This window comes from Bradyrhizobium sp. Pha-3 (genome assembly GCF_042258615.1).
Taxonomy (GTDB): domain Bacteria; phylum Pseudomonadota; class Alphaproteobacteria; order Rhizobiales; family Xanthobacteraceae; genus Bradyrhizobium.
Genome location: NZ_CP170152.1, coordinates 7,936,240 through 7,958,837, shown reverse-complemented (window position 1 = coordinate 7,958,837; position 22,598 = coordinate 7,936,240). Strand labels below are relative to the sequence as shown.

Sequence of the window (22,598 nt, the reverse complement as noted above, 5' to 3'; positions counted from 1 at the left end):
TATGCTCACGCTCCTGCGGGTGCCATATCCCTGAGGCGATGCGCCGTTGGCGCACGCCTGGCCGGGGCCTGCGGCCCTCGGCACCTATCAAGGTCAAATCCCATGAAGAATCGGACGGTAGGCGGGCTGCGTCGCAGATTTCGCATTCTCTCCCTTGGAGGCTGAGAGAAAGAGTGCTGCGCGGGTTTTGACGTGACGGGTTACGTGCCGCGAGAGAGGCTCGCGGCGCCCGTCGCGGAGACCCGCGATGTCGAGACGCTATCTTCAGCGGCGAACCGGTGAAGACCGGACGAGCCTTTATGATGAGATCACCAGCAAGATCATCCGCGAACTTGAGGCCGGCCGGGTGCCGTGGGTGCAGCCTTGGGGTACCTCGGCGGCGAACGCGGCGCTGGCTATGCCGAAGAGCGCCGCAACTCGCCGCCAATATAGCGGCATCAATGTTCTAATTCTTTGGGGCGCTGCCACCGAACGCGGATTTACAGGCCAGAGCTGGCTTACCTTCCGCCAGGCGCTGTCGCTCGGTGGTCACGTCCGCAAGGGCGAGCGCGGGACCACCGTCGTCTATGCCGACCGCTTTGTGCCGGTCGAGGAAAAGCGGCGCGCGAGCGAAACAGGCGACGAAGCGCAGGCCATTCCATTCCTGAAGCGCTTCACGGTCTTTAATACCGATCAGTGCGACAATCTGCCTTCGGAGGTCGCGACGACGGCGCCGCCCCCGCCGCCAGGCTTGATCGAGCCGCGGGTCGATAAGCTCATCAAGGCGACCGGCATCAACTTCCGGATCGGCGGCAACCGCGCTTTCTATGTACCGGCAGAAGACTATGTGCAGGTGCCGCCGCCGCAAGCCTATTTCGAGCCGATCAACTGGCATCGAACGGCCTTGCACGAGTTGGCGCATGCCAGCGGCCACCCGTCACGTCTCAACCGCGACTTGTCGGGCAGCTACGGCACCAGGAAGTACGCCTTCGAGGAACTGATCGCGGAGATGGCGTCTGCATTCAGTTGCGCTTCGCTTGGTATTGCGCCGACGGTGCGGCATGCGGACTATATCGGCTGCTGGCTTGACGTGCTGCGAGAGGACAATCGCGCGATTGTGCGTGCCGCATCACAGGCCAGCAAGGTTGCGGATTATCTTCTTGGATTCCTGCCGGAAGGCGTTGTCGACACGACGACGGAGGGGGCGGAGCAGGAGGCGGCGTGAAGCTCTCGCCGGTCGTCTCGAAAAGAGAGTGAGAGGGGAGCCGTAGTTTTTCGCGACGGGTTGGAGGCCGAGAGAGAGGCTCCCGGCCGCCCGTCGTGGAGAATCGACATGACGAAGTCTGTCCAGAAGATCACCCTGTCGCCCTCGCGCGACATTCCGTTCAACAAGCTGGTGCTCAGCCAGTCGAACGTTCGGAGCGTCAAGGCAGGGGTTTCGATCGAGCAACTCGCCGAAAGTATCGCGCAGCGTACGCTCCTGCAAAGTCTCAGCGTGCGGGCGGTTGTGGACACGGAAGGCAATGAAACCGGCATGTTCGAGGTGCCGGCAGGCGGCAGGCGCTATCGCGCGCTGGAACTTCTTGTGAAGCAAAAGCGCATGGCGAAGACGCAGGCCGTTCCTTGTGTCGTGCGTGAGGGGGGCATCGCTGAAGACGACTCGCTTGCAGAGAACGACGAGCGGATAGGGCTTCATCCGCTCGATCAGTTCCGAGCCTTCCAGACCTTGAGCGGCGCCGGCTTGTCCGAGGAGGATATCGCTGCTCGGCACTTCGTGACGCCGGCCGTCGTGAAGCAACGCCTCCGACTGGCGTCCGTGTCGCCAAAGCTGCACGACGTCTATGCTGAAGACGGCATGACCCTGGAACAGCTCATGGCCTTCTCTGTTACAGCCGACCACGCCAGACAGGAGCAGGTCTGGGACAATGTCAGCCGATCCGGCTATGACGAGCCCTATCAGATCCGACGAATGCTGACCGAAAATACCGTGCGCGCGTCCGATCGCCGCGCGCAGTTCGTTGGGCTCGATGCTTATGAGCAGGCTGGCGGCGGCGTTTTGCGGGACCTGTTCGAGCACGATGATGGCGGCTGGCTCCAGGACGTCGCCCTGCTCGACCGCCTCGTGACAGCAAAACTCAAGGCCGAAGCCGAGACGCTTGCCGCGGAAGGCTGGAAGTGGATCTCAGTGGCGCTCGATTTCCCCTACGGTCACACGGATGGTCTGCGAGAAATCGAGGGCAAACCTGTCGATCTCTCACCTGAGGAACAGGCCACCATCGACGCGCTCAACGCCGAGCGCGCCAAGCTTGAATCCGATTACCAGCATGCCGATGAGTTACCCGACGAGGTCGATCGGCGTCTCGGCGAAATCGAGGCGGCATTGATGGCGTTTGAAGATAGGTCGGTGCTCTACGATCCGGCGGAGATTGTCCGAGCTGGCGTCTTCGTCAGTATCGATTCCGAAGGACGCCTCTCAGTAGACCGCGGTTACGTCCGGCCAGAGGACGACCTTCCGGCAACCGATCCTGACGTCGGCCGGAGCGCCGATACGTCATCAACCGAGGGACGCGAGGTCGGTTCTTCCGGTCCGCGCACCGTGGTCTCGGTTGCAGGTGCGCCGGTCGAATCCGACGGGGACGATGACGATGTGACAAGGCCATTGCCCGATCGATTGATCACCGAGCTGACGGCGCATCGTACACTGGCGTTGCGGGATGCGCTGGCAGAAAATCCAGCGATCGCGTTCCAGGCAGTGTTGCACAACTTCGTGCTGACGGCCTTTTACCGGTTCGCGTCATCCGGAAGCTGCCTTGAGATCGGACTTCGTACGCCGACCTTCCCCGCTCAAGCCCCGGGCCTGAGGGAAAGCGCGTCCGCGAAGGCCGTCGAGGCACGGCACGAGTCCTGGAAGGCACGATTACCACAGGGCGAGAACGATCTCTGGGATGCGCTCACAGCCCTCGATGGTGATGCACAAGCGTCGCTGTTCGCTCATTGTGCGTCATTTGCGGTCAATGCCGTCCATGAGCCGGCCAACCGCACCAATCAGGGCCGCATCTCCGCCCATGGCGTTCGGACCCGTCTCGATCAGGCCGATGTGCTGGCGCGCGCCGTCGACTTCGACATGGTCCGAGCTGGCTGGAGACCGACCGTCGACAACTATCTCGGTCGGGTCACCAAGCCTCGCATTCTGGAGGCGGTGCGGGAAGCAAGGGACGAATCTTCTGCGCAGTTGATCGAGCACCTGAAGAAGGCCGACATGGCCAAGGAGGCCGAGCGTCTTCTCGATGGTTCGGGCTGGTTGCCGGAGCCGCTGCGTCTCACCGACGCTACCGCATCGCTAGCGGAAGAGGAGGGTGAAGCGGACCCGCTGCCCGAATTCCTTGGCGACGCCGAGAATCGGGAGAATGCCGGTGACGACGAGCCGGAACAGCTCGACGCGGCCGAGTGACATAAGAGAACGGGATGGCTCCAGCCATCCGCAGTGGCTTGGGGACCGGTGTGCAGCGCCGGTCCCCATTCTTATGGGCGAGGGCTCAGAGGGAGAGCCGGGCCGGGAAGGGTTTGAGCCGTCGGGATCAAGGAGAGTGCCTGATGGTTCGCCCATTCCTGCTCTCCGAAAGAAATCCTGCCATGACCGAATCTCTCGCCGGCGGCGTCTCCGCCGCGCCGCTCTCGATGCGTGCCGCTGCAAGTCTCACCTCTGGCGCCGTCAGGGCCGCCCGACAGCTCTTGAACGACCTGGAACGCGGCCGGCGCATCGATGCCGCCGTCCTGCGCCGCGCAATGGAGGCTGCCTTCGGCGCCTCAGACGCGGCCGGCGCCTGGAATTGGAAGACCGCCTATGACGTCTGCGAGGCGGCAACCGTTCTATTCCTTCGCAAGTTTGGCCCGGCGATGCGCGCCAAGGCTGGCTCGACGGCCGCGATGCTGCCAATGCTCACAAAAATCGTGAGCTGCCTGCCGACGCATACCCGCCGTTCCGAAGATAGTCAGGCGTTTCAGCAATTCTCAACGCCGATCCCGCTCGGGCTGGCCGCATGCACCGCGGCCGGCATTACGTCCGGCGACCGCGTTCTGGAGCCCTCTGCGGGGACGGGCTTGCTCGCCATCTTTGCCGAGCTCGCGGGCGGCGCTCTGACGTTGAACGAGTTGGCCGAGTCCCGTGCGGGGCTGCTCGATCATCTCTTCGCCAACGGTAAAGTCACCCGGTTCGACGCGGCCCAGATCGATGATCATCTCGATGCGAGTGTCGTACCGAGCGTCGTCCTGATGAATCCGCCGTTCTCGGCGATGCCAAATGTCGACCAACGGATGTCGGACGCGGCTCTCCGGCACATCGGGTCAGCCTTGGCTCGCCTTTGCGACGGCGGACGTCTCGTCGCCATCACCGGCGCAACCTTCGCGCCGGACAATCCGGCATGGCGAGACGCCTTTGTTCGGCTTCAGCAACGCGGGCGGGTGGTGTTTTCTGCCGCGATCGACGGCGCCGTCTACGCCAGGCACGGAACTCAGACGGACACAAGGCTGCTGGTGATCGACAAGCTGCCCGCCGCAGATCCGAAGGTCTTTCCCGCCTCGAAAGGTAAGGCAGGCGATGTCGCCACCTTGCTTGATTGTGTGACCCAGCATGTGCCTCCGCGGGAGCCTGTCTCCACGCCGGTCCTGGTTGACGTCGTTAAGCGCCCTGCGATGTCGCGATCGGTTGGTGCCTTTGCACCACGCTCATCGTCCATCTCCGGAGGCAGAGCGCCAGAACGCGTAGAACTTGCGTACGAAACGATCGAATGGTCGCCGCCGGAAGGCGCCCGCCTCACCGATGCGCTTTATGAGGAATATGGGTTGCAGTCGATTCGTATTTCCGGATCGTGCATCCATCCGACCAAGCTCGTGCAGTCCGCGGCGATGGCCTCCGTTGCGCCGCCGAAACCGTCCTATCGTCCGCACCTATCTCCGGGGCTGCTGGCAGATGGAATTCTGTCGGACGCCCAGCTCGAGAGCATCATCTATGCTGGCGAAGCGCATTCCGAGTTTCTCACGGGCTCCTGGACAGTCGACCCGACGTTTGACGTTGTAGCGGCCGCGCGCGACGACGCCGAGAATGCCGTCCGCTTTCGCCGCGGCTGGTTTCTCGGCGATGGCACCGGGGCGGGCAAGGGACGGCAGGTCGCCGGCATCCTGCTCGACAATTGGCTCAAGGGCCGCCGCCGCGCGGTCTGGATCAGCAAATCCGACAAGCTGATCGAAGATGCGCAGCGCGACTGGTCGGCACTCGGCATGGAACGCCTGCTTGTTACGCCCTTGTCGCGGTTTCGCCAGGGCACCCCGATTCGGCTTTCGGAAGGTATCCTTTTTGCCACCTACGCTACGCTGCGAACCGACGAGCGTGGCGACAGGCTTTCGCGTGTCCGGCAGATCGCTGAATGGTTGGGCTCCGACTTCGACGGAGTGGTCGTCTTCGACGAGAGCCATGCCATGCAAAATGCGGTCGGCGGCAAGGGCGAGCGCGGTGACCAGGCGGCCTCTCAGCAGGGACGCGCAGGCCTGAGGCTCCAGCACGCCTTGCCGAACGCGCGCGTTCTTTATGTATCGGCCACGGGCGCCACCTCGGTCCACAACCTCGCTTATGCTCAACGCCTCGGCCTCTGGGGCGGCACCGATTTTCCGTTCGCCACGCGGGCCGAGTTCGTCGAGGCGATCGAGGAAGGTGGTGTCGCGGCCATGGAGGTGCTGGCGCGCGACCTCAAGGCGCTTGGGCTCTACGCGGCCCGCTCGCTTTCTTACGAGGGCGTCGTGTACGATCTCGTCGAGCACCAGCTGACGCCGGAGCAGGTTCGCATCTACGACGCCTATGCCGATGCGTTCGGCATCATCCACAACAACCTCGACGCGGCGATGCGGGCCGCCAACATCACCGGCGAAACCGGAACGCTCAACGGGCAGGCGAAATCGGCGGCGCGATCCGCTTTCGAAAGCGCCAAGCAGCGTTTCTTCGGTCATCTCCTGACTTCGATGAAGACGCCCTCGCTGATCCGCTCGATCGAGGGCGATCTCGCAGCGGGCCATGCCGCCGTCATCCAGATCGTCTCAACGGGCGAGGCGCTGATGGAGCGCCGGCTCGCCGAGATCCCGACCGAAGACTGGGGCGACGTCCAGGTCGACATTACCCCTCGCGAGTATGTGCTCGACTATCTCGCCCATTCCTTCCCGGTTCAGCTCTACGAGCCTTTCACCGACTCGGAGGGCAATCTCTGTTCCCGGCCTGTCTACCGTGACGGCCAGCCGGTCGTGAGTCGAGAAGCTGTCGCCCGCCGTGACCGCCTGATCGAGAAGCTCGCCTCGCTGCCGCCGGTACCCGGCGCGCTCGACCAGGTCGTGCAGCGGTTCGGCGCCGACATGGTCGCCGAAGTGACCGGCCGCTCGCGACGCGTCGTTCGCAAGGGCGACCGGCTCGTGGTCGAAAACCGCGCCGGTTCGGCCAACCTCGCCGAGACCTCCGCCTTCATGGATGATGTGAAGCGCATTCTCGTGTTCTCCGACGCAGGCGGCACGGGAAGGAGCTATCACGCCGAACTGTCGGCCCGAAACCGTCGCCTGCGCGTCCATTATCTGCTCGAGCCCGGCTGGAAGGCCGACGCCGCGATCCAGGGGCTCGGCCGGACCAACCGGACCAACCAGGCGCAGCCGCCGCTGTTTCGTCCCATTGCAACCGACGTGAAGGCCGAAAAGCGCTTTCTCAGCACCATTGCCCGCCGGCTCGATACGCTAGGTGCCATCACCCGCGGTCAGCGCCAGACCGGGGGGCAGGGCCTGTTCCGGCCGGAGGACAATCTCGAAAGCCAGTACGGGCGCGATGCGTTGCGCCAACTCTACACCCTGCTGGTGCGGGGCAAGGTCGAAGGATGTTCGCTTGAAAGGTTTGAGCATGCCACCGGCCTGAAGCTGACCGACGTCAATGGGCTCAGAGATGATCTGCCGCCGATCACGACCTTCCTGAACAGATTGCTCGCGCTTACCATTGAGCTTCAGAATATCCTGTTCACCGTTTTCGAGCAGCTCCTGACCGCTCGGATCGATGGTGCGGTTGCGTCCGGCGCCTATGATGTCGGGCTGGAAACGCTCCGCGCCGAGAGCTTTGTCGTTACCGACCGGCGGACGATCTATATCCATCCGGCTACCTGCGCCGAGGCTCGGCTGCTAACGATCATCCAGCGTCAGCGGAACCATCCTGTGGGGCTCGATGACGCTCTCGATCGTCTCTCCGATCGCCGTGCAGTCCTGCTGGTCAATGAGCGGTCGGGGCGCGCCGCCGTGCAGGTCCCGGCGGCCAGCGTGATGCTCGACGACGGTGACATCGAACAGCGCGTTCGCCTGATCCGGCCGATGGAGCAGCACACGGTCCCCCTGGGCATGATGGCGGAAAGCCACTGGGCCCAGGCGGACCATCAATGCTTTGCCGCGGCCTGGCGAGCGGAGCTTGCCGAGATTCCCGAGTTCACGGAAAGCACGATCCATGTCGTGGCGGGCCTGCTGTTACCGATCTGGAAGCGGCTGCCGAACGAATCGACCCGCGTCTATCGGCTTCAGACTGATGCCGGCGAACGCATCATCGGTCGCAAGGTTTCGGCTAGCTGGGTCGCAGATGTCCTTGCTGCGGAGGCGCCCGCGCTGACGCCGAACGCTGCCTTTGCCGCGCTGATGGAGGGACGGACCGTCATTGATCTCGCGGAGGGACTTAAGCTTCGCCGCGTCCGGGTCATGGGCGCGTACCGCATCGAGCTGTCGGGATTCAACGACACGATGCGCGATCGCCTCCGTGCTTACGGCCTCTTTGGGGAGATCATTTCCTGGAAGCTGCGGATGTTCGTGCCCGCGGATGGGAAGGGCGTCGAGATCCTTTCGAACGTGCTCGGCACCTATCCTGTTGCGCGCATCAGTGATCGGGAGGCCGCGTGATGTCTCGCGATGCTTCCGAACTGGCACGCCGGCTTGCGCGCGACGCCGAGGCGGTGTGTCGACACTATCTCTCCAACGGCAAGCGGTCGGGGCGGTACTGGGTGGTCGGCGACGTCCACAACACCCCGGGCCGCTCACTGTATGTGCGGCTCCTGGAATCGCCAAAGGGCGCCGCCGGCAAGTGGACCGATGCCGCAACCGGGGAGCATGGCGATCTCCTCGACATCATCCGCGAATGCCGGGGTTTCCGCGATTTCCGCGAGGTCGCCGAGGAAGCGCGGCGGTTTCTGAGACTGCCTCGTTGCGAGGAGAAATCGGCCCCGAAAGCCATGCGTTCGCGTGCGTCGGCTGGATCGCAGCAAGCCGCCCGTCGGCTCTTTGCGATGTCGCGCCCGATCGAGGGGACGGTGGTGGAAACGTATTTGCAGCGTCGCGGAATAGCCCGCATCCGCCATGGCGGAAGTCTGCGCTTCCACCCTCGTTGCTACTATCGGCCGGACGAGCATCTGCCGGCCGAAACCTGGCCGGCGATGATCGCCTGCGTCACAGACCTCGATGGACGGATCACCGGCGTGCACCGTACCTGGCTTGACCCGGGCGGGTTTGATCGCGTGCGGCTCGGCAAGGCTCCGATCGACACGCCACGACGCGCCATGGGCGACCTGCTTGGCAACGCCGTTCGCTTCGGCGCGGCGGACGACGTGCTCGCGGCCGGCGAGGGTATCGAGACGATGCTATCGCTGCGTTACGCATTGCCGGCCTTGCCCGTAGCCGCAGCGCTGTCGGCCAATCACCTTTCAGCCATGTTGCTGCCGTCGGGCCTGCGTCGGCTCTACATCGCCCGCGATGCCGACGCCGCCGGAGATGCTGTGCAGGCAACCCTCACCCGGCGTGCGGAAGATGCCGGCATCGAAGCGGTCGCACTGTCGCCCCGGCTGGGGGACTTCAACGAAGATCTGCACATCTGCGGTCTTGAGGGCCTCCGAGCGGCGTTGTGGCTTCAACTCGTGCCAGAGGACGTCCTCCGCTTCCTGCATTCGTCGATAGTGGTCGCGGAATAGCTCCGGCATTTCGACGTCGTCGTTGTCGGTCGCGGAGCACCAATGCCGGAAGAGGACGCAACCTCGGCCTTCTAGAGGGCGATCGGACGGCAGGCGGGTGCGGGCCGGCAATGGCTGCGCCCGGCTATTTTCCGCCGCGCGCCGGCGATGAGAAGACACATCATTCTATCTGGCCCGCGCGCTTTGCATCGCGAAGCAAAATAGCCGGGCTGCGCCATCCTCCGCTGCCGCTTCGGCCCTTTCGGGTTCTGGCCCGTTCCGCCCGCCGTCTGAGTGATCGCCACGAAGGCCGCGATGGGCGCGGCCGCTTCCGGCAAAGGACTCCCCGCCATGACCGACCGTGACGACATCGAACCGCCGCATGCCGCATCTCCAACCGATCACGTTCTCGCCGAGCTACAACTCTACGGCTATCGCCCCTTCGACGACCAACCAGATCCACGGCCCCTTCCCGAGGGCCGGATCATCGCCGGCGCCGTCGCGGACATCTTCGATGCCCTGGTTGCCACGTTGAGCGATACTCGGCTTGAGCCGGACCTTGACGATCTGCTCTGGTCGACCGTCAACCTGTTCCATCGCGCTGTCGACCGCATCGGTCGCCAGCTCGACGATAACGAACAGGCGCAGCGGAAGAGCCAGCTTGAGCAAAACGGCTCCGAGGTGCAATCGGTCGGACTCGAGCGCCTGACGGCCGAAGGTCTCACGCTCATCGAGCGTCGCAACTGCCTGGAACTGTTCCGCGACCAGGCCTTGGAACGCTTCGAGACTCACACGGGCTCGTCCTGGCGTCCCCGATCGGGATCGCTGGTGAACCACCGCACGATGACCGCAGCGATGATCGATTCCCGCGATTTCATCGCCGCCAGGCACCGCACCGAGACCGAGGTCATGTTACCTCCAGGACCGAAGATTGCACTCACCGGCGGGCTCGATTTCAACGATCACAACCTGATCTGGGATCGCCTCGACAAGGTCCACGCCAAACATCCCGACATGGTTCTGCTTCATGGCGGCTCCCCGAAAGGCGCCGAACTGATCGCCTCCAAATGGGCGAACAATCGCAAAGTGCCTCAAATCGCCTTCAGGCCCGACTGGACGAAACATGCCAAGGCCGCACCCTTCAAGCGCAACGACGCGATGCTCGAACTCCTGCCGATTGGCGTCATGCATTTTCCGGGCACGGGAATCCAGGACAACCTCGCCGACAAGGCCAAACGGCTCGGCATCCCTGTCTGGAGGTTCGGCGGCGCGTGAGCGTCGCCTGCTCGCTCTTGGCATCAAAGCGGAGTTGCAGGCGCCGCAACTCCGCCTCGTTTCGGCTCTAAGCGCGGATTTGCGCCATGGTGGTGGTGGAAGGCGCGACGGATAAATCCATGCACATGGAGCCACCACCATGCTCGCCTTTGGGCTTGTTCTCAACACACTCGGAATCGGTTTGTTCTGCTGGGCGATCTTCGCGCTCGCGGTGCATGCCCTGCCGTTTCTCGTCGCGCTGAGTATCGGGACGACGGCATTACAAGGCGGCGCTGGCGTGGCCGGCGCATTGCTTATCGGAACGGCCGGCGGCGCGGTGGCGCTTGTCTTCGGTCAGGCCGCCGTCGCCAGCACTCGATCCTTGACCTTGCGTTTCGCTATCGCGAGCGCATTCGCAGTTCCGGCCGCTGTTGCCGGCTACCATGTTGTGTCGGCCCTGTCCCAGATCGGGGTGCCTTCGCCGGCCTGGCGGGAGGTGTTTGCTTGCCTGGGGGCGCTTTACATCGGCGGCGCGTCGTGGGTGCGCTTGACCGCATTTACGGAGTCCGGCGTGTTCGAGCAGGCCGGGCCGGTGGGCAGGCCCTCACAACCAATTCTTACGGGCGCCAGGTGCGGGCACGATCGCTCGCCGCCTTCATCGTCGAACAGGTTGGCATAAATCGGCGCATTGAGACGAGGGATGATCGGGACCTGAGCGGGGTGGGGCAGTCCTCTTCGAAGCGCTTCCACCAACCCCAAAGCATTTCGGCTAGCTAGCCCACTCAGCTGCGGCGGAGCGGCGTGTCTTGATGATTCCTCGGAGACAATACCGCCCTTTGCTGCAGATTGTTTCTTTTTCTGCCGGATTTCGTTCGGGCCTCTTGCTCAGCACAACCGAGCTACGCCACGTTCTCCCGAGATTGCGGTTGAGCACGCGGACGCACGTGGCCTCGTTGATGGCTGGATCTGGCCAAAGACCGGCTTCGCCTCGATCGTCTGAGCCGCAACGCCGTTGATGCGACTTTCTTCCCCTGGGCTGCGCCCATTCCTCGCGAGACAAGAAAGTCGCCACAACGGCGTCCTCCGCTGCGCTCCGGCCCGCAAACAGCGGGTGCGTCGCCGATCGTCCTTGGCCTCTAGATCGCCATCGAGGCCGCGGTGGTCGCGGGCTCGAAACACAACAGGAGAAGTGACATGGCTAACATCGGTTCTTTCAAGAAGGTCGGCAACGATTTCCAGGGCGAGATCATCACCCTGAGCCTGCAGGCCAAGGGCGTCCGCATCGTCGCCGAGACCAACCGCTCCAACGACAACGCTCCCAGTCACCGCATCTATGTGGGCCGCGCGGAAATCGGGGCCGCCTGGGCGAAGCGCTCCGAAGAAGGACGCGACTACCTCTCGCTCAAGCTCGACGATCCCTCATTCAACGCACCGATCTACGCCAACCTGTTCGACGATGAAGGTGGCGAGGGCTACAACCTGCTCTGGTCGCGGCCGCGCAAGAGCGGCGAGTGACACACCATCAAAGCCCCGCCCGAGCAACTCGGGCGGGGCTCCTTCTTCAGCCGACAGCAAGGCGGCGCGCCGGAAGATCAATCTGAAGTCCACGACGGCTATGGTTTTCACTTTAGGCTTTGGGCCGGCTGCAAAATTTACACCAGGCGAGATAAGGTCGACATGGCTAGCGTCTAACGCGCTGGCGAGTTCGGACAAGGTCACCACTGCCGGATTGCGTCGTCACGCTCCAAACCGCCGATATACTGCTGAGTAAAGCCGGAGGCCTCGGCGAATTGTCCTGCGTGAAGCGCTTCTGCTTCCGCAGCCAGGTGAAATTCTCGGCCTACCAACTTGCGCATGCGACTCCAGTGAGCGCCAGTCGAACTCTGATGTGCGTGATCTCAGGCAAACTGCCGCGCAATGTCGGTGACGCTTTCGATTCTGAGATCGACAATAGGTCGTAGGGGACTCGCCGGTGTCGTAAGCGACAGGACTTGCCGCTGGTGGATCAAAGCTGTGAAGGAACGTTCTGGTCATAGCGCCAGCGCTCGCCGTAGATCGTCGTGCTCAAACGCACTTGCCATGCGGTTGATCTCGGCCGACCGGGCGCCGACCGCCTTGGCGATGTTGCGCCATGTGGCGGTGATCGTTGCGACCTCCCTTATGATCGTGCGGGCCTGCGCCAGTGTCAGCCCGAAGTACGTTGACGCGGCCTCAAGCAGGTCGAGCGAGCAGGTGCCTTCGTCCAGATCGATGTTTGTGGTCAGCACGCGCGCCTTCACATCGGTTGGCACGGGATTGAGATCATAAGCCGGAGACAGTGACCACCCGGCCTTTCCCAGCCAGAGGAAGCCGTGGTTGCGCAGGTGGTCGTCGACATTGGAGATCAGCACGTTGAAGACGACGCGCCGATAGAGGGCATGGGCGTCGGTCTTTCCCTGCGCGCCATGCTGTGCGAGAGCGTCGACAATCTCCGGATAGCTGCCACGCTCGCCGTCCTTGGCGCCCATCATTGCCATCGCTGACAGGAAGGGGATGCGGGTCGTACCGTCGCGATCGAAGCGTCGCGATAGCATGACCGCCTTGCCGGCCACTTCGATGAGTTCGTGTTGCGGGGTGGCGATGCCGGCCTTGCCGGCCAATCGCAGCGCGATCTCCTCCCAGGTCTCCATGCTGTAGTCGTCGGTCTCCTTTGGAAACTTGGCGATGGAGAGGTTGCCGTGCTGGTCGATGACCGATGCCTTTGGCCGTGCGCCGCCAAGGGAGGAGCCGGGCGCGAAGATGACCTGAAGGTCTTCGTCCGTTTCCTCGTCCCGGAGAATGCGCTCGGTGATCTGGAGAAGCCGGGCGAGTTCGATTAGGGCTGGTACGCCACCGTGGATCGGCGCCTGAAAGGCGTCTTCGCCGACCCAGCGGAATCGGAGTGCGCCGAGCCGCGTCTCGTCGGCGACGCCGAGCAGGTAATCGCTTTCAGCAAGCGTGCGGACGGCACGACCTTCGCGGTCGGCGAGGCGGCGTTCGGCTCGCTGCATGAGACGGCGTCCCCAGGTATCTGGCGCGGAGTCGCCGATGGAGCCGAAAGTCGCGAGGCCGGCAGCGGGAGCGAAGGTGCCGCGCGTCAGGGCGAGGGCTGGCTCCAGCGAGAACCGGTCAGCGTCCTCGAGCCATGAGCCGTCATACTCGAAAAGAATGGTCTCCGCGCCGCGAACGCGATTGCTCCTCGCCAGTCCGATAGGACGCGTGTGGCCGCCAAGATCGATATGCACCTCGAAGTCAGCCATCTCATGAGGCTCCGGTCCTGCGTTTGAGATGGACACGCTTGGGCAGTTCGGCGGTGGCCAGCGCCTGTCCGATGCTGTCGTTGCTGATGTCGGCGATCTTATTCAGACCATCGAGCAGACCAAGCGCCTGAAGGACGCCCGCATAGATGCCAATGCTCACGTTGGTGTCCCCAGCCTCGACTCTTTGCAGGGTCGAGCGGGACGTGAAGGCGCGCTCGGCCACCACTGCCATCGGAAGCCGCCGACGTCGACGAGCATCGTGGATGTCCGCGCCGAGCTTGCGCATGGCTCGCCGAACGGCGGCAGGGGGATTGTGTGGGGTTGGCATTGTAACCTTCGCGCTACGGATTTGACGATTATGTAGCACGAAGACTACAAAATTCCTAGGGTCTGAGGTTAACAGAATCGTAATTCTAGCCCATCTGACCCTCTGTCCTTGATCGGTGGCGGGAAACCGGGAAAAAATCGACGGCTCTTGGACGCGGGCGGACGCCTCAATGCACCTTTGGCGCCGAGGCGGCCGTCGATCTCGTGTCCAAGGCTGTGCATCGACGCTGGCGGCAGGTGCACACCGCTGACACAGACACAAAGCCGGTGTTCCGGCCTGTTGACCTCCGTTTCCAAGGAGGTCATCCGCAAGGTTGAGGTCGTGTTTCATCCCGACGAGGAAGGGCGCGACCGCGGGCTGGAGGATCTGAGCGACGGCCAACGTTCGTTGTTCCATCTCGCGATGACCCCGTGACCCTCGACATCGATGGCCGGATCGCCGACGGCTCCGCCAGCGCTGCATTCCAGGCCGGTATCATCCCGTTGCCGGCCCTGACCCTCATCGCGGTCGAAGAGCCCGAGAACAGTCTCGCACTCTTCTATCTGTCGCGCATCGTGTGCCAAATCGAGCAGCTGACCGTTGCCAAGCGGGAGCAGGCTTTCATCTCGAGCCGCTCGGCGAGCATCCTCGCCCGCGTTGATCCGGCCCGGGCCGGTACTTTCGGCCGGAGCCCGCCGACCGAACCGTGCGCGTAATAGGGCATTCGGCTACCCGAGAATGACGAAGACGCCGCCAAGTTCGTGCGGGAAGCCGTTCGCACGTAGTCCGAACTTTCTTTCGCGCGGTTCGTCATTCTCGGTGAGGCGCGTCAGAAGAGGTGGTGTTGCCGCGCCTTCGCGTGGCGTTTGACAGCTGGGGCAGGCTGGCCGTGCGCCGGTGCCCGGCGGCTATCGCGCATTGTTTCGGCCAATATCTCGCAAGGGATAGGGCAGGGGTACCGAAAAGCGTCCCCGCATGTTCGGCATCCCCCCAAGGGCTTCTGCTCCGCCATCGTGACCGCCGCTGCGCAAGTCCATTCGCTTGCGCTCCAAACGATCACTGAGGCTCGAAAATGCCCGATCCGAACGCCGGCTTGCCGCCACGATACCTACGCACTCCCGAAGCTGCGCGCTTTCTGGGTCTGTCCGGCCGGACGCTTGAAAAACACCGCACCTACGGCACGGGCCCGACCTACCGCAAGCTCGGCGGCCGTGTTGTCTATGCGCTTGAGGATCTCAAAGCGTGGGTTGACCGCGGAGCCAGGACGTCGACGAGCGATCCAGGCGCAGGATCGGTGTTGCCGGCCAAACGCCACACACCCATTCCGTATGCAGGCAAGGAGCGACGTTGACCATGTCGGACGGCAACTTGTCTCCTCACAGAAAGCGCTACTCGGAGCGCGACCAACTCGATCTGTTCCGTACCATTCCCGGCGACCTGGCGCCCCGCGATGCGCAAGATCTGATGGCTTACCCGTTCTTCTCGTTGGCAAAGTCAAAACGCGTTGTGCCGATCGCCTTCCACGCAGGAACCATCGCGATCCGCGTCGAGGCAGTGCCTGAACATGGCATGGCGACCATCTGGGACGCGGACGTTCTGATCTGGGCTGCGTCACAGGTGGTCGAAGCCCGCGACGCCGGTCTGAAGACATCGCGGCTGATGGCCGCTACGCCATATGAGATCCTGACATTCGTCGGTCGCGGCACCAGCGGGCGCGACTACGACCGCCTCAAAGCTGCACTCGATCGGCTACAATCGACCACCGTATTGACCTCAATCCGTCAGCCAACGGAACGACGAGCGCATCGTTTTTCGTGGATCAATGAATGGAAAGAGACAGCCAATGTGCACGGCCAGCCCCGCGGACTGGAGCTGATACTGCCGGACTGGTTCTATACCGGCGTTCTTAATGACGCGCTCGTCCTGACCATCGACCGCGCATATTTCGATTTGACTGGGGGATTGGAACGATGGCTCTACCGTCTCGTGCGCAAGCACGGCGGCCGTCAAAGTGGTGGCTGGAGCTTTGATCTAGCGCACCTGCACGCCAAGTCGGGTACCCTTTCGCCGCTCAAGCACTTCGCTTACGATCTGCGTCAGATCGTTCGTCGCCAAACCTTGCCGGGGTATCAGCTTCTCATCACCAACGACCCGAATGGCGGAGAGCGATTGAACTTCGCTCTAGCTTCCGGGGAGCCGCTCACCCGACGATTGCACAAGCGCCGCGCCCTCTCCAGAGCGGTGGATAGGCTGTGAATCTCCTCGTGCTATCAGGGACGAGAACCCTCGTGCCATCGGGGACCGGACCCTCGTGCTATTGGGGACTAAAAGCGCGGCTAAACCATTGCCACGCGGATACTTCGTGCCGCCGTAACTTTGCTAACGTACTGACACTAACTTCTTGTTGTGAATCAGTGCGTTGTGAACAAGTCGGCCGCGCGCGCAACGAGGATGCCTCATGCATCTACTCTCTCACGCGCAGATCCTTCCTGCAATGCGATTCCTGTCGCCAATGCACGCGCGTGGACGCGATCGCGCGCAACACGACGCGATCACCAGCATCGTCGTCACCGCATCACACTCGTTGCTTTCCCTTGCGGCAGCTCGCTCGTCGAGGAGAACTCGCTAACGTCCATGGTTGGCACGACGGCCACCACATGCCGGAATCTGGAGAATGGGCGGTCAGGCTAACCAGCGCCGTGCTTGATGGCTTCAATGGTCTGCATGAAGCCGCCGGCAAGAAAAGTTGCGATCTCACCCAAAACCCCGTCTCCTCGGGAGACGCCGCTCCGCCGTGGCGGAAGGAAAAGGCGCTCGTGGAAGCGGCCGGGTCGCGGAGGCCCTTAAACCGCCGCAGCGACCCGGCCGCGCTTGCCGCTAGCTCCAAACCGGAAGGTCGTGCCGCTGGTCCAAATCTTGTGCAGCAGCACGGCGAGCGCGCGCGCCACCGCGGTCGCGACGCGCTTCAGACCCTTCTTCCTGGCCAGCCGCAGGCCCCACAGCCGCAGCTTAAAATTCCTCGGAATGCGTGTGAGGATCGCGATAGCTGCCTCGTACAGCATCGCCCGCGTCAGCTCATCGCCGCATTTGGAGATGCTGCCGATCCGGTCGGTTTGCCCGGATTGGTAGCGCCGCGGCGTCAGGCCGAAATGCGCGCCGACATTGGTCGACTTCTTGAATCGCGTGGGATCGTCGACGGTTGCGCGGAACGTCAGCGCCACGAGTGCGCCGACACCGGGCACGGTCATCATCCGCCGCACCGCATTGTCGCTGCGCGCCGCCGCCAGCGCCAGGCGCTGCAGCTTTGCCAGCTGCAGCCGCATCGCATTGCGGGCGTCCAGCAACGGCGTGACGATGGGCTCCAGATCCTTCTTCCCGGCCATGATCTCGCGCACCCGTGCGTCAAAGCGGCCGACCGAGATCTCGCCGACTTTGAGGCCAAACGGGCGCAACAGCCCGCGGATCATGTTCTCCATATCCAGCACCTTGCCGAGCAGCGCCTTGCGTCCGACCAGCAGCGCCCGCAGCGTTTGCGCGCCCTCCGATTTGACATGGACCGCGCGGAACCAGCCGGTTCGCATCATTTGCGCGATGCCCTTGGCGTCGTTGCGATCGGTCTTGTTCAGCATCGCATTCAGCGCCGCCTTGGCATGCCGGGTCTCGATGCAAGTCACGGGGAGGCCCTTTTCGGCGAGCGCCGTGAACAACCAGGCGCTGTAGGAGAACGCCTCCAGGCCAACGCGCTTGAGGTGGATTCCCCATTCCGCCAAAAGCAGCTCGATCGCGTCGGGATCGGTCTCGAGTTTCGCTTCCCGGACGACCTGGCCGTCGCCATCCACTACGCAAATGTTCGTCGTCTCCAGCGACACGTCGAGCCCTGCAAAGAAGTCCATCATGTGCCTCCACCGCCAATCGCCGGGACGCACCGCGCGTACCGTTCGCGAATCGTTGTGAGGCATTTTCGCAGCGGCACGGCCGGCAAGGGGGCACCGGTCAGTACCTCGGCTAACCAGGAATCCTTCGGATTTCTTCTAACGGATCCGTGCCCATTGGCTCTAACCGTGAGACCTGATCCGGGCGCTCCACAGCGCCGATGCCCGCATTCTTCACCACGATCGCTCCGCCGCTCGCAAAACGGCACCTGCGATGCGCCGGCGGCTAAGCATCGACTTCTTTCTTTCATACCTCTCTCGACCAAGCGGAGGCCGCCAGGTGAGCAACCACACCACTGTTGAGCTGTTGTGGCTCGAGAAGCGCATCGAGAACCGGGTCCGGTTTGGCCGTGCCGCTTCGGAGAAGATCATTGACGGTCATCGGCGCGTCCTTTCGTTTGCGCCCGGCAGCATCTTCGCATTCGTGCGTTGGACGTCGAATGACTTTGGGGCGGTGCTGTCTCGGATCGACATTTTGCGCGCGGTCGCACCGGGACAGCGATACTCGACGGTTCCTTGCATCAACCCCGGCGGCGACAGCCTTCTACGGCTATCTGGCTGGCCCAAGGTCGAGCACGTGCTGCACTTGATCGAGGCCGTGGAAGCGCTCGGCATTAATCCAGCCGACGCGGCTCCCGAATATTGGCATCACGTGCACAACCGCCTGTCTGTCAACGAAAACCCGCGGACATACACCCGCTCGCGGCACCAAGCTTGGCTTAATCGGCGCAGGATAGCACTCTGATGCGGCGGCCCGCTACAATTTTGGCAGCGATCGGGGCTGTGGCTCTCGTCATGTCGGCGGGTCAACAGACCACGCCAGTCTACATCTGGAACGTGTCCGAAAGCGTTCCGATCGGGCTCTATCGTTTGCAAGAACTCCGCTCGCTGCGGATCACCGAGCTTGTGGCTGCTCGTCCGCCGGAGCCTTTGGCCAGCTTTCTTGATTTCAACGGCTATTTGCCGAGCGGGGTTCCGATGCTGAAGCGCGTGTTGGCGCTGCCGGGGCAAACAGTCTGCAGAACTGGGCTCACCATTGCTGTCGACAATATCGAGGTGGGTCGCGCACGCGAGCGTGATGGCCGCGGACGACCACTGCCGGCCTGGCAGGGCTGCCGCATCATCGCCCAAGACGAAGTGTTTCTCATGAACTGGCAGTCCACAGCCTCGCTCGATGGCCGCTACTTCGGGCCAATCGCGCGATCCGCAGTGATTGGGCAGGCGCTTCCGGTGTGGACCGGTGAGGAGTGATCATGTCCAACTTCCGCGATTGGTCTGTCATCAAGCCGTTTTGCTCGTGCCAATACTCATCCTTCGTTCCGGCCATATCGACAACGATCGACAGGCCCGACCGGTACTCTCGCATGCCGCAGGATCGAGCCAAAGTCGCTTTCAGCCCGAAAACAAAGCGTCGGTTGCCGTCTTTAATTATTGTTTGCTGTCTCGGCGCCCTTCTGAGGGGCGGACTGCCCTCGGCCGGCGGCGCGGAGCCCGCTTCGCGTCCACAAGCGAGGCGCCTGTCGAATCCGGCTTCCATCACACCCTACACATCCTCGATAGTCGAAGCCTCGCACCGATGTGGAATCCCGCAGCATTGGATCGAGGAAGTTATCGAGATCGAGAGCGGTGGCAAACCGAATGCCGTATCGGCGCGCGGAGCCCTCGGATTGATGCAGATCATGCCGCAGACTTGGGTCGAGCTGAGCGTTCGATATGGTCTCGGCCTGGATCCGTTTGATCCGCACGACAACATCCTTGCCGGTACGGCATACCTTCGCGAGATGCTCAATCGATTCGGATCAGCAGGTTTTCTTGCGGCCTACAACGCAGGTCCCAAGCGGTATGAAGAGCACCTGGCACTGGGGCGGCCGCTTCCGGATGAAACACAAGCCTACGTCCAGCGTCTTGCACCGTTGCTTGGCATAGATCAACTGGAGCGTGGCAGCGCGGTTATCACACGAATAGTCGACTGGCGACAGGCGACCGTGTTTGTTCGTCGATCCGACAGTTCGTTCGTTAACGGCTCATCCACATCGATTGAGCAATCACTGAGCTTGCCCAAAGATACGGTTCGCGCACACGCAACCGCATTTCGACCTCGCGCGGCGGATCTGTTTGCGCGTCGTTCAGGCGAACGACAGTCGCGATGACGGTAATCGCATGTCCTCGCATGCTGTCGAAAGTACTCGCAGCTTTGAGCGCGGTGGCCACAACGGAAGGACCAGGCGACGGGCGAGGGCAGGATAAAAGCCGCAAGGTGCGGCCGGTCGGTCGGGGCATGGAACAGCAGCAAATTCCAGTGCTGCTGCGAACATTGCGAATATCGCGCGCAGTTTTCCTGTTCGAATAACGCGCCGGTCTCGCTCAGCTTTCGACACCCTGAGGAGCACTACATGACTGGTAACGACGATTTCCGCATCCGCCCGGGCCGCATCCGCTCCACGCGTGCGCCGCGGACAAGACCGTTTCTGGCGCAGGCGCTCAAGGCTGCTCAGAAGGCCGGCGGTATTTCGCGAGGTGCCAGCAGCCGTGGCGGCAAGTTTGGGCGCGGCCGTGCGGCGAGCCTTGCCGCCAACCGTCTGCTCAACAGCAGGGCCCGCGGGGTTATGGTAAAGGCGCGTGTGGTCCGCCGGATGCGCTCGCCGGGCGCGCTGCGAGCTCATATTGGCTATCTTCAGCGCGACGGGGTTACCCGGGACGGGGCACGCGGCAAACTTTTTGACGCGGCGGGAGATGATGCTGACGGTCGTACTTTCGCCGACCGATGTGAAGGTGATCGGCATCATTTCCGGTTCATCGTCTCGCCCGACGATGCCGGTAAACTCGCCAATCTGCGCGACTTTACCCGCGAGCTCATGGACCAGGCCTCGCAGGACCTTGGCACTCGGCTGGACTGGGTTGCGATCGATCACTGGAACACCGAGCACCCGCATATCCACATTTTGGTGCGGGGGCGGGCGGATGACGGAAGGGACCTCGTCATTAGCCGTGAGTATGTCTCAACGGGATTACGGGCGCGCGCTGGCGAGCTCGTTACCCGCGAGCTTGGTCTGCGCTCGGAGCTCGAGATCCGCCGCCAGCTCGAAGCGGATTTGACCGCCGAACGTCTCACCAGGCTCGATCGCGGACTCGCCCGGGAAGCGGGGGCTGCCGACGGGGTCATCGATTTGAGGCCGAACCGGGATGCCGGCCGCGACCCACTGCGGGAGTTTCGGATCGGCCGGACGCGGACGCTGGAACGGCTGGGCCTGGCCGAGCCTGCCGGGCCCGGTCGCTGGGTGCTCGCTCCCGACGCCGAGCCTCGATTGCGCGCGCTCGGCGAGCGCGGCGACATCATCAAGCGGTTACACAAGAGCCTCGCGAAGGATGGCACGGCACGCCCACCATCATCCTGGGCGCTCGAAGGCGAGCGCCACGGCGAGCCCGTCATCGGTCGTCTCATCGCTCGGGGACACGACGACGAGCTTAGGGGCTCAGCGTTTGCCGTCGTCGACGGTATTGACGGACGCGTGCATCACCTGAAACTTTCGAGCATCGAAGCGACCGGCGATGGGCCGATCGGCGGCATTGTGGAACTCCGGCGCTTCGAAGACGGGCATGGCCGAGCACGGATTGCGCTTGCGGTGCGCTGCGAGCTCACTGTTGACCAGCAGGTCGCGGCGGAAGGCTCGACCTGGCTCGACCGGCAGCTCGTGGCGCGCGACTCTGCCCAGCTTTCGCGCGCCGGCTTTGGTGCCGAGGTGCGACAGGCGCTTGATCGGCGCATCGACATACTAGCAGGGCAGGGGCTCGCACGCCGGTCGGGAGACAAGGTGACGCTCGGCCGCAACTTGATCGAGACGCTTCGCGACCGCGAACTCGAAGCGGTAGGCCGGCGCTTAGCCTCCGAAACCGGACTGGCGCATTTGCCTGCCGATGCAGGCGAATCCGTTTCGGGGATCTATCGTCGCAGGCTGTCGCTTGCCTCAGGCCGATTTGCCATGATCGACAACGGCCTCGGCTTTCAGCTCGTGCCCTGGATACCGACGCTAGAGCGCGAACTGGGGCGCCAGGTGAACGGCATCGCCGGTCCTGCCGGCGTAGATTGGAGCTTCGGTCGGAAACGCGGGCTCTCGCTTTGATCCATCGATCTCCCTCAGACTGCGATCTCGGATGTGCGTCCGGTTGTGCCCGCATCCGAAGATACTCTATGCACAAGCGAATTATGCAATAAGGAGCCGCGAGTGCTCCGTTGCGCAAGTTGGGCTGGCGTTCGAGCTGCCAGGGCAACGACCAAAGGCAGACCATGGCGGCCTCTCCTTGAGCCACTACAGCCGACACAGCTTTTGAGAGAGAAGACGTGCATCGATGACGGGGCGGCCCGCACAACAAGCCGGGCCTGCTCCCACCAAGCTCGCGCAAGCGCGCTGTTCCGGCATCCGTCACGAGGAAGACCTCTGCCTGCCCGCCGCATGCCGACACTGCGTTTAAGCAAGACCCAGCCTCTTCTGACGGCGCGCTCCTTGGCAGTAAGGCGGTTTGGATGGAGCGTGCAGGGTCGCGACCAGTTGCCCCAAGTCTGGGATGCCACTGGCATCGGGGTGAGGATCGCCCTTTAGCGACGTTGAACCAGCCATGTGGGTCTCGTTGTCGTATCCGACCGCTCACGTCAGGGTCGACGGACATCTCGGCACGAAGGAAGCTCTCGCAGCGTCGGGGCCAGGTTGAAGACGTGACCGGCCGAGACCCTAGGGCAATTGCTGCCACACGCCGGGTCTTAACCCGGCCCGCCAGGATCGCGCGAAAGTGGCAGCTGAACGCAGGATTTAAGCATCAATGTGCCGTCAAATGCATCAATCCGGAGGAAATATTC

General features: G+C 63.2%; 18 protein-coding genes. 15 read left to right on the top strand and 3 right to left on the bottom strand.

Annotation, left to right across the window (positions count from 1 at the left end; all coding sequences use genetic code 11):
• Positions 1 to 247: 247 nt before the first annotated feature.
• The 7 genes from ACE10Z_RS37150 (at position 248) to ACE10Z_RS37120 (ending at position 11,744) form a co-directional block, all read left to right on the top strand.
• Complete coding sequence (locus tag ACE10Z_RS37150) at positions 248 to 1,204, top strand: ArdC family protein (RefSeq protein WP_375785135.1); 957 nt, start codon at positions 248 to 250, stop codon at positions 1,202 to 1,204.
• A 108-nt stretch (positions 1,205 to 1,312) separates the two neighbouring features.
• Entirely contained in the window at positions 1,313 to 3,430 is a 2,118-nt protein-coding gene (locus ACE10Z_RS37145; protein WP_375785134.1) for a ParB/RepB/Spo0J family partition protein, read from the top strand.
• Between the two features lie 182 nt (positions 3,431 to 3,612).
• On the top strand, positions 3,613 to 7,935 hold the full coding sequence (locus ACE10Z_RS37140; RefSeq protein ID WP_375785133.1) for a strawberry notch-like NTP hydrolase domain-containing protein: 4,323 nt from the start codon (positions 3,613 to 3,615) through the stop codon (positions 7,933 to 7,935).
• The gene (locus ACE10Z_RS37135; RefSeq protein WP_375785132.1) at positions 7,935 to 8,996 is read left to right on the top strand and encodes a toprim domain-containing protein; all 1,062 of its coding nucleotides are present in this window, start codon (positions 7,935 to 7,937) and stop codon (positions 8,994 to 8,996) included. Before ACE10Z_RS37140 ends, ACE10Z_RS37135 begins: the two co-directional genes overlap by 1 nt.
• Before the next feature lie 330 nt (positions 8,997 to 9,326).
• Positions 9,327 to 10,250, top strand: a complete 924-nt coding sequence (locus ACE10Z_RS37130; protein WP_375785131.1) for a DUF2493 domain-containing protein — start codon at positions 9,327 to 9,329, stop codon at positions 10,248 to 10,250.
• 139 nt (positions 10,251 to 10,389) lie between these two features.
• Entirely contained in the window at positions 10,390 to 10,908 is a 519-nt protein-coding gene (locus ACE10Z_RS37125) for a hypothetical protein (RefSeq protein WP_375785130.1), read from the top strand.
• Positions 10,909 to 11,423: 515 nt separating this feature from the next.
• Positions 11,424 to 11,744 carry a DUF736 domain-containing protein gene (locus ACE10Z_RS37120; RefSeq protein WP_342709596.1) on the top strand — a complete coding sequence of 107 codons (321 nt, stop codon included), beginning with the start codon at positions 11,424 to 11,426 and terminating at the stop codon, positions 11,742 to 11,744.
• A gap of 515 nt (positions 11,745 to 12,259) precedes the next feature.
• On the opposite strand, the gene ACE10Z_RS37115 is transcribed toward ACE10Z_RS37120, so the two are convergent.
• Positions 12,260 to 13,507, bottom strand: a complete 1,248-nt coding sequence (locus ACE10Z_RS37115; protein ID WP_375785129.1) for a type II toxin-antitoxin system HipA family toxin — start codon at positions 13,505 to 13,507, stop codon at positions 12,260 to 12,262.
• A gap of 1 nt (position 13,508) precedes the next feature.
• On the bottom strand, positions 13,509 to 13,835 hold the full coding sequence (locus ACE10Z_RS37110) for a helix-turn-helix domain-containing protein (protein ID WP_375785128.1): 327 nt from the start codon (positions 13,833 to 13,835) through the stop codon (positions 13,509 to 13,511).
• 279 nt (positions 13,836 to 14,114) lie between these two features.
• Here ACE10Z_RS37110 and ACE10Z_RS37105 point away from each other — a divergent pair, with 279 nt between their 5' ends.
• From ACE10Z_RS37105 to ACE10Z_RS37090, 4 genes are all read left to right on the top strand, one after another.
• On the top strand, positions 14,115 to 14,249 hold the full coding sequence (locus tag ACE10Z_RS37105) for a hypothetical protein (protein ID WP_375778914.1): 135 nt from the start codon (positions 14,115 to 14,117) through the stop codon (positions 14,247 to 14,249).
• Positions 14,246 to 14,530: a hypothetical protein gene (locus ACE10Z_RS37100; protein WP_375785127.1), complete on the top strand. Its 285-nt coding sequence runs from the start codon at positions 14,246 to 14,248 to the stop codon at positions 14,528 to 14,530. The genes ACE10Z_RS37105 and ACE10Z_RS37100 overlap by 4 nt, the downstream gene beginning before the upstream one ends.
• A gap of 356 nt (positions 14,531 to 14,886) precedes the next feature.
• Positions 14,887 to 15,165, top strand: a complete 279-nt coding sequence (locus ACE10Z_RS37095) for a helix-turn-helix transcriptional regulator (protein ID WP_375785126.1) — start codon at positions 14,887 to 14,889, stop codon at positions 15,163 to 15,165.
• A gap of 2 nt (positions 15,166 to 15,167) precedes the next feature.
• Positions 15,168 to 16,070, top strand: a complete 903-nt coding sequence (locus tag ACE10Z_RS37090; protein WP_375785125.1) for a replication initiator protein A — start codon at positions 15,168 to 15,170, stop codon at positions 16,068 to 16,070.
• A gap of 587 nt (positions 16,071 to 16,657) precedes the next feature.
• On the opposite strand, the gene ACE10Z_RS37085 is transcribed toward ACE10Z_RS37090, so the two are convergent.
• Entirely contained in the window at positions 16,658 to 17,707 is a 1,050-nt protein-coding gene (locus ACE10Z_RS37085; RefSeq protein WP_375785124.1) for an IS110 family transposase, read from the bottom strand.
• A gap of 319 nt (positions 17,708 to 18,026) precedes the next feature.
• On the opposite strand from ACE10Z_RS37085, the gene ACE10Z_RS37080 reads away from it, so the two are divergent.
• The 4 genes from ACE10Z_RS37080 (at position 18,027) to ACE10Z_RS37065 (ending at position 21,867) form a co-directional block, all read left to right on the top strand.
• Entirely contained in the window at positions 18,027 to 18,491 is a 465-nt protein-coding gene (locus tag ACE10Z_RS37080) for a DUF2840 domain-containing protein (protein WP_375778919.1), read from the top strand.
• On the top strand, positions 18,491 to 18,997 hold the full coding sequence (locus tag ACE10Z_RS37075) for a S26 family signal peptidase (protein ID WP_375785123.1): 507 nt from the start codon (positions 18,491 to 18,493) through the stop codon (positions 18,995 to 18,997). Before ACE10Z_RS37080 ends, ACE10Z_RS37075 begins: the two co-directional genes overlap by 1 nt.
• Positions 18,998 to 18,999: 2 nt before the next feature.
• Positions 19,000 to 19,896: a lytic transglycosylase domain-containing protein gene (locus tag ACE10Z_RS37070; protein ID WP_375785122.1), complete on the top strand. Its 897-nt coding sequence runs from the start codon at positions 19,000 to 19,002 to the stop codon at positions 19,894 to 19,896.
• Between the two features lie 243 nt (positions 19,897 to 20,139).
• Entirely contained in the window at positions 20,140 to 21,867 is a 1,728-nt protein-coding gene (locus ACE10Z_RS37065) for a relaxase/mobilization nuclease domain-containing protein (protein WP_375785121.1), read from the top strand.
• The last annotated feature ends 731 nt before the right edge of the window (positions 21,868 to 22,598 follow it).

Coding starts and splice junctions, on each gene's coding strand:
- ACE10Z_RS37075 (WP_375785123.1), top strand. CDS start 18,491: ATGCGGCGGCCCGCTACAATTTTGGCAGCGATCGGGGCTGTGGCTCTC.
- ACE10Z_RS37110 (WP_375785128.1), bottom strand. CDS start 13,835: ATGCCAACCCCACACAATCCCCCTGCCGCCGTTCGGCGAGCCATGCGC.
- ACE10Z_RS37140 (WP_375785133.1), top strand. CDS start 3,613: ATGACCGAATCTCTCGCCGGCGGCGTCTCCGCCGCGCCGCTCTCGATG.
- ACE10Z_RS37125 (WP_375785130.1), top strand. CDS start 10,390: ATGCTCGCCTTTGGGCTTGTTCTCAACACACTCGGAATCGGTTTGTTC.
- ACE10Z_RS37095 (WP_375785126.1), top strand. CDS start 14,887: ATGCCCGATCCGAACGCCGGCTTGCCGCCACGATACCTACGCACTCCC.
- ACE10Z_RS37065 (WP_375785121.1), top strand. CDS start 20,140: ATGACTGGTAACGACGATTTCCGCATCCGCCCGGGCCGCATCCGCTCC.
- ACE10Z_RS37135 (WP_375785132.1), top strand. CDS start 7,935: ATGTCTCGCGATGCTTCCGAACTGGCACGCCGGCTTGCGCGCGACGCC.
- ACE10Z_RS37145 (WP_375785134.1), top strand. CDS start 1,313: ATGACGAAGTCTGTCCAGAAGATCACCCTGTCGCCCTCGCGCGACATT.
- ACE10Z_RS37090 (WP_375785125.1), top strand. CDS start 15,168: ATGTCGGACGGCAACTTGTCTCCTCACAGAAAGCGCTACTCGGAGCGC.
- ACE10Z_RS37120 (WP_342709596.1), top strand. CDS start 11,424: ATGGCTAACATCGGTTCTTTCAAGAAGGTCGGCAACGATTTCCAGGGC.
- ACE10Z_RS37115 (WP_375785129.1), bottom strand. CDS start 13,507: ATGGCTGACTTCGAGGTGCATATCGATCTTGGCGGCCACACGCGTCCT.
- ACE10Z_RS37085 (WP_375785124.1), bottom strand. CDS start 17,707: ATGGACTTCTTTGCAGGGCTCGACGTGTCGCTGGAGACGACGAACATT.
- ACE10Z_RS37070 (WP_375785122.1), top strand. CDS start 19,000: ATGTCCAACTTCCGCGATTGGTCTGTCATCAAGCCGTTTTGCTCGTGC.
- ACE10Z_RS37150 (WP_375785135.1), top strand. CDS start 248: ATGTCGAGACGCTATCTTCAGCGGCGAACCGGTGAAGACCGGACGAGC.
- ACE10Z_RS37130 (WP_375785131.1), top strand. CDS start 9,327: ATGACCGACCGTGACGACATCGAACCGCCGCATGCCGCATCTCCAACC.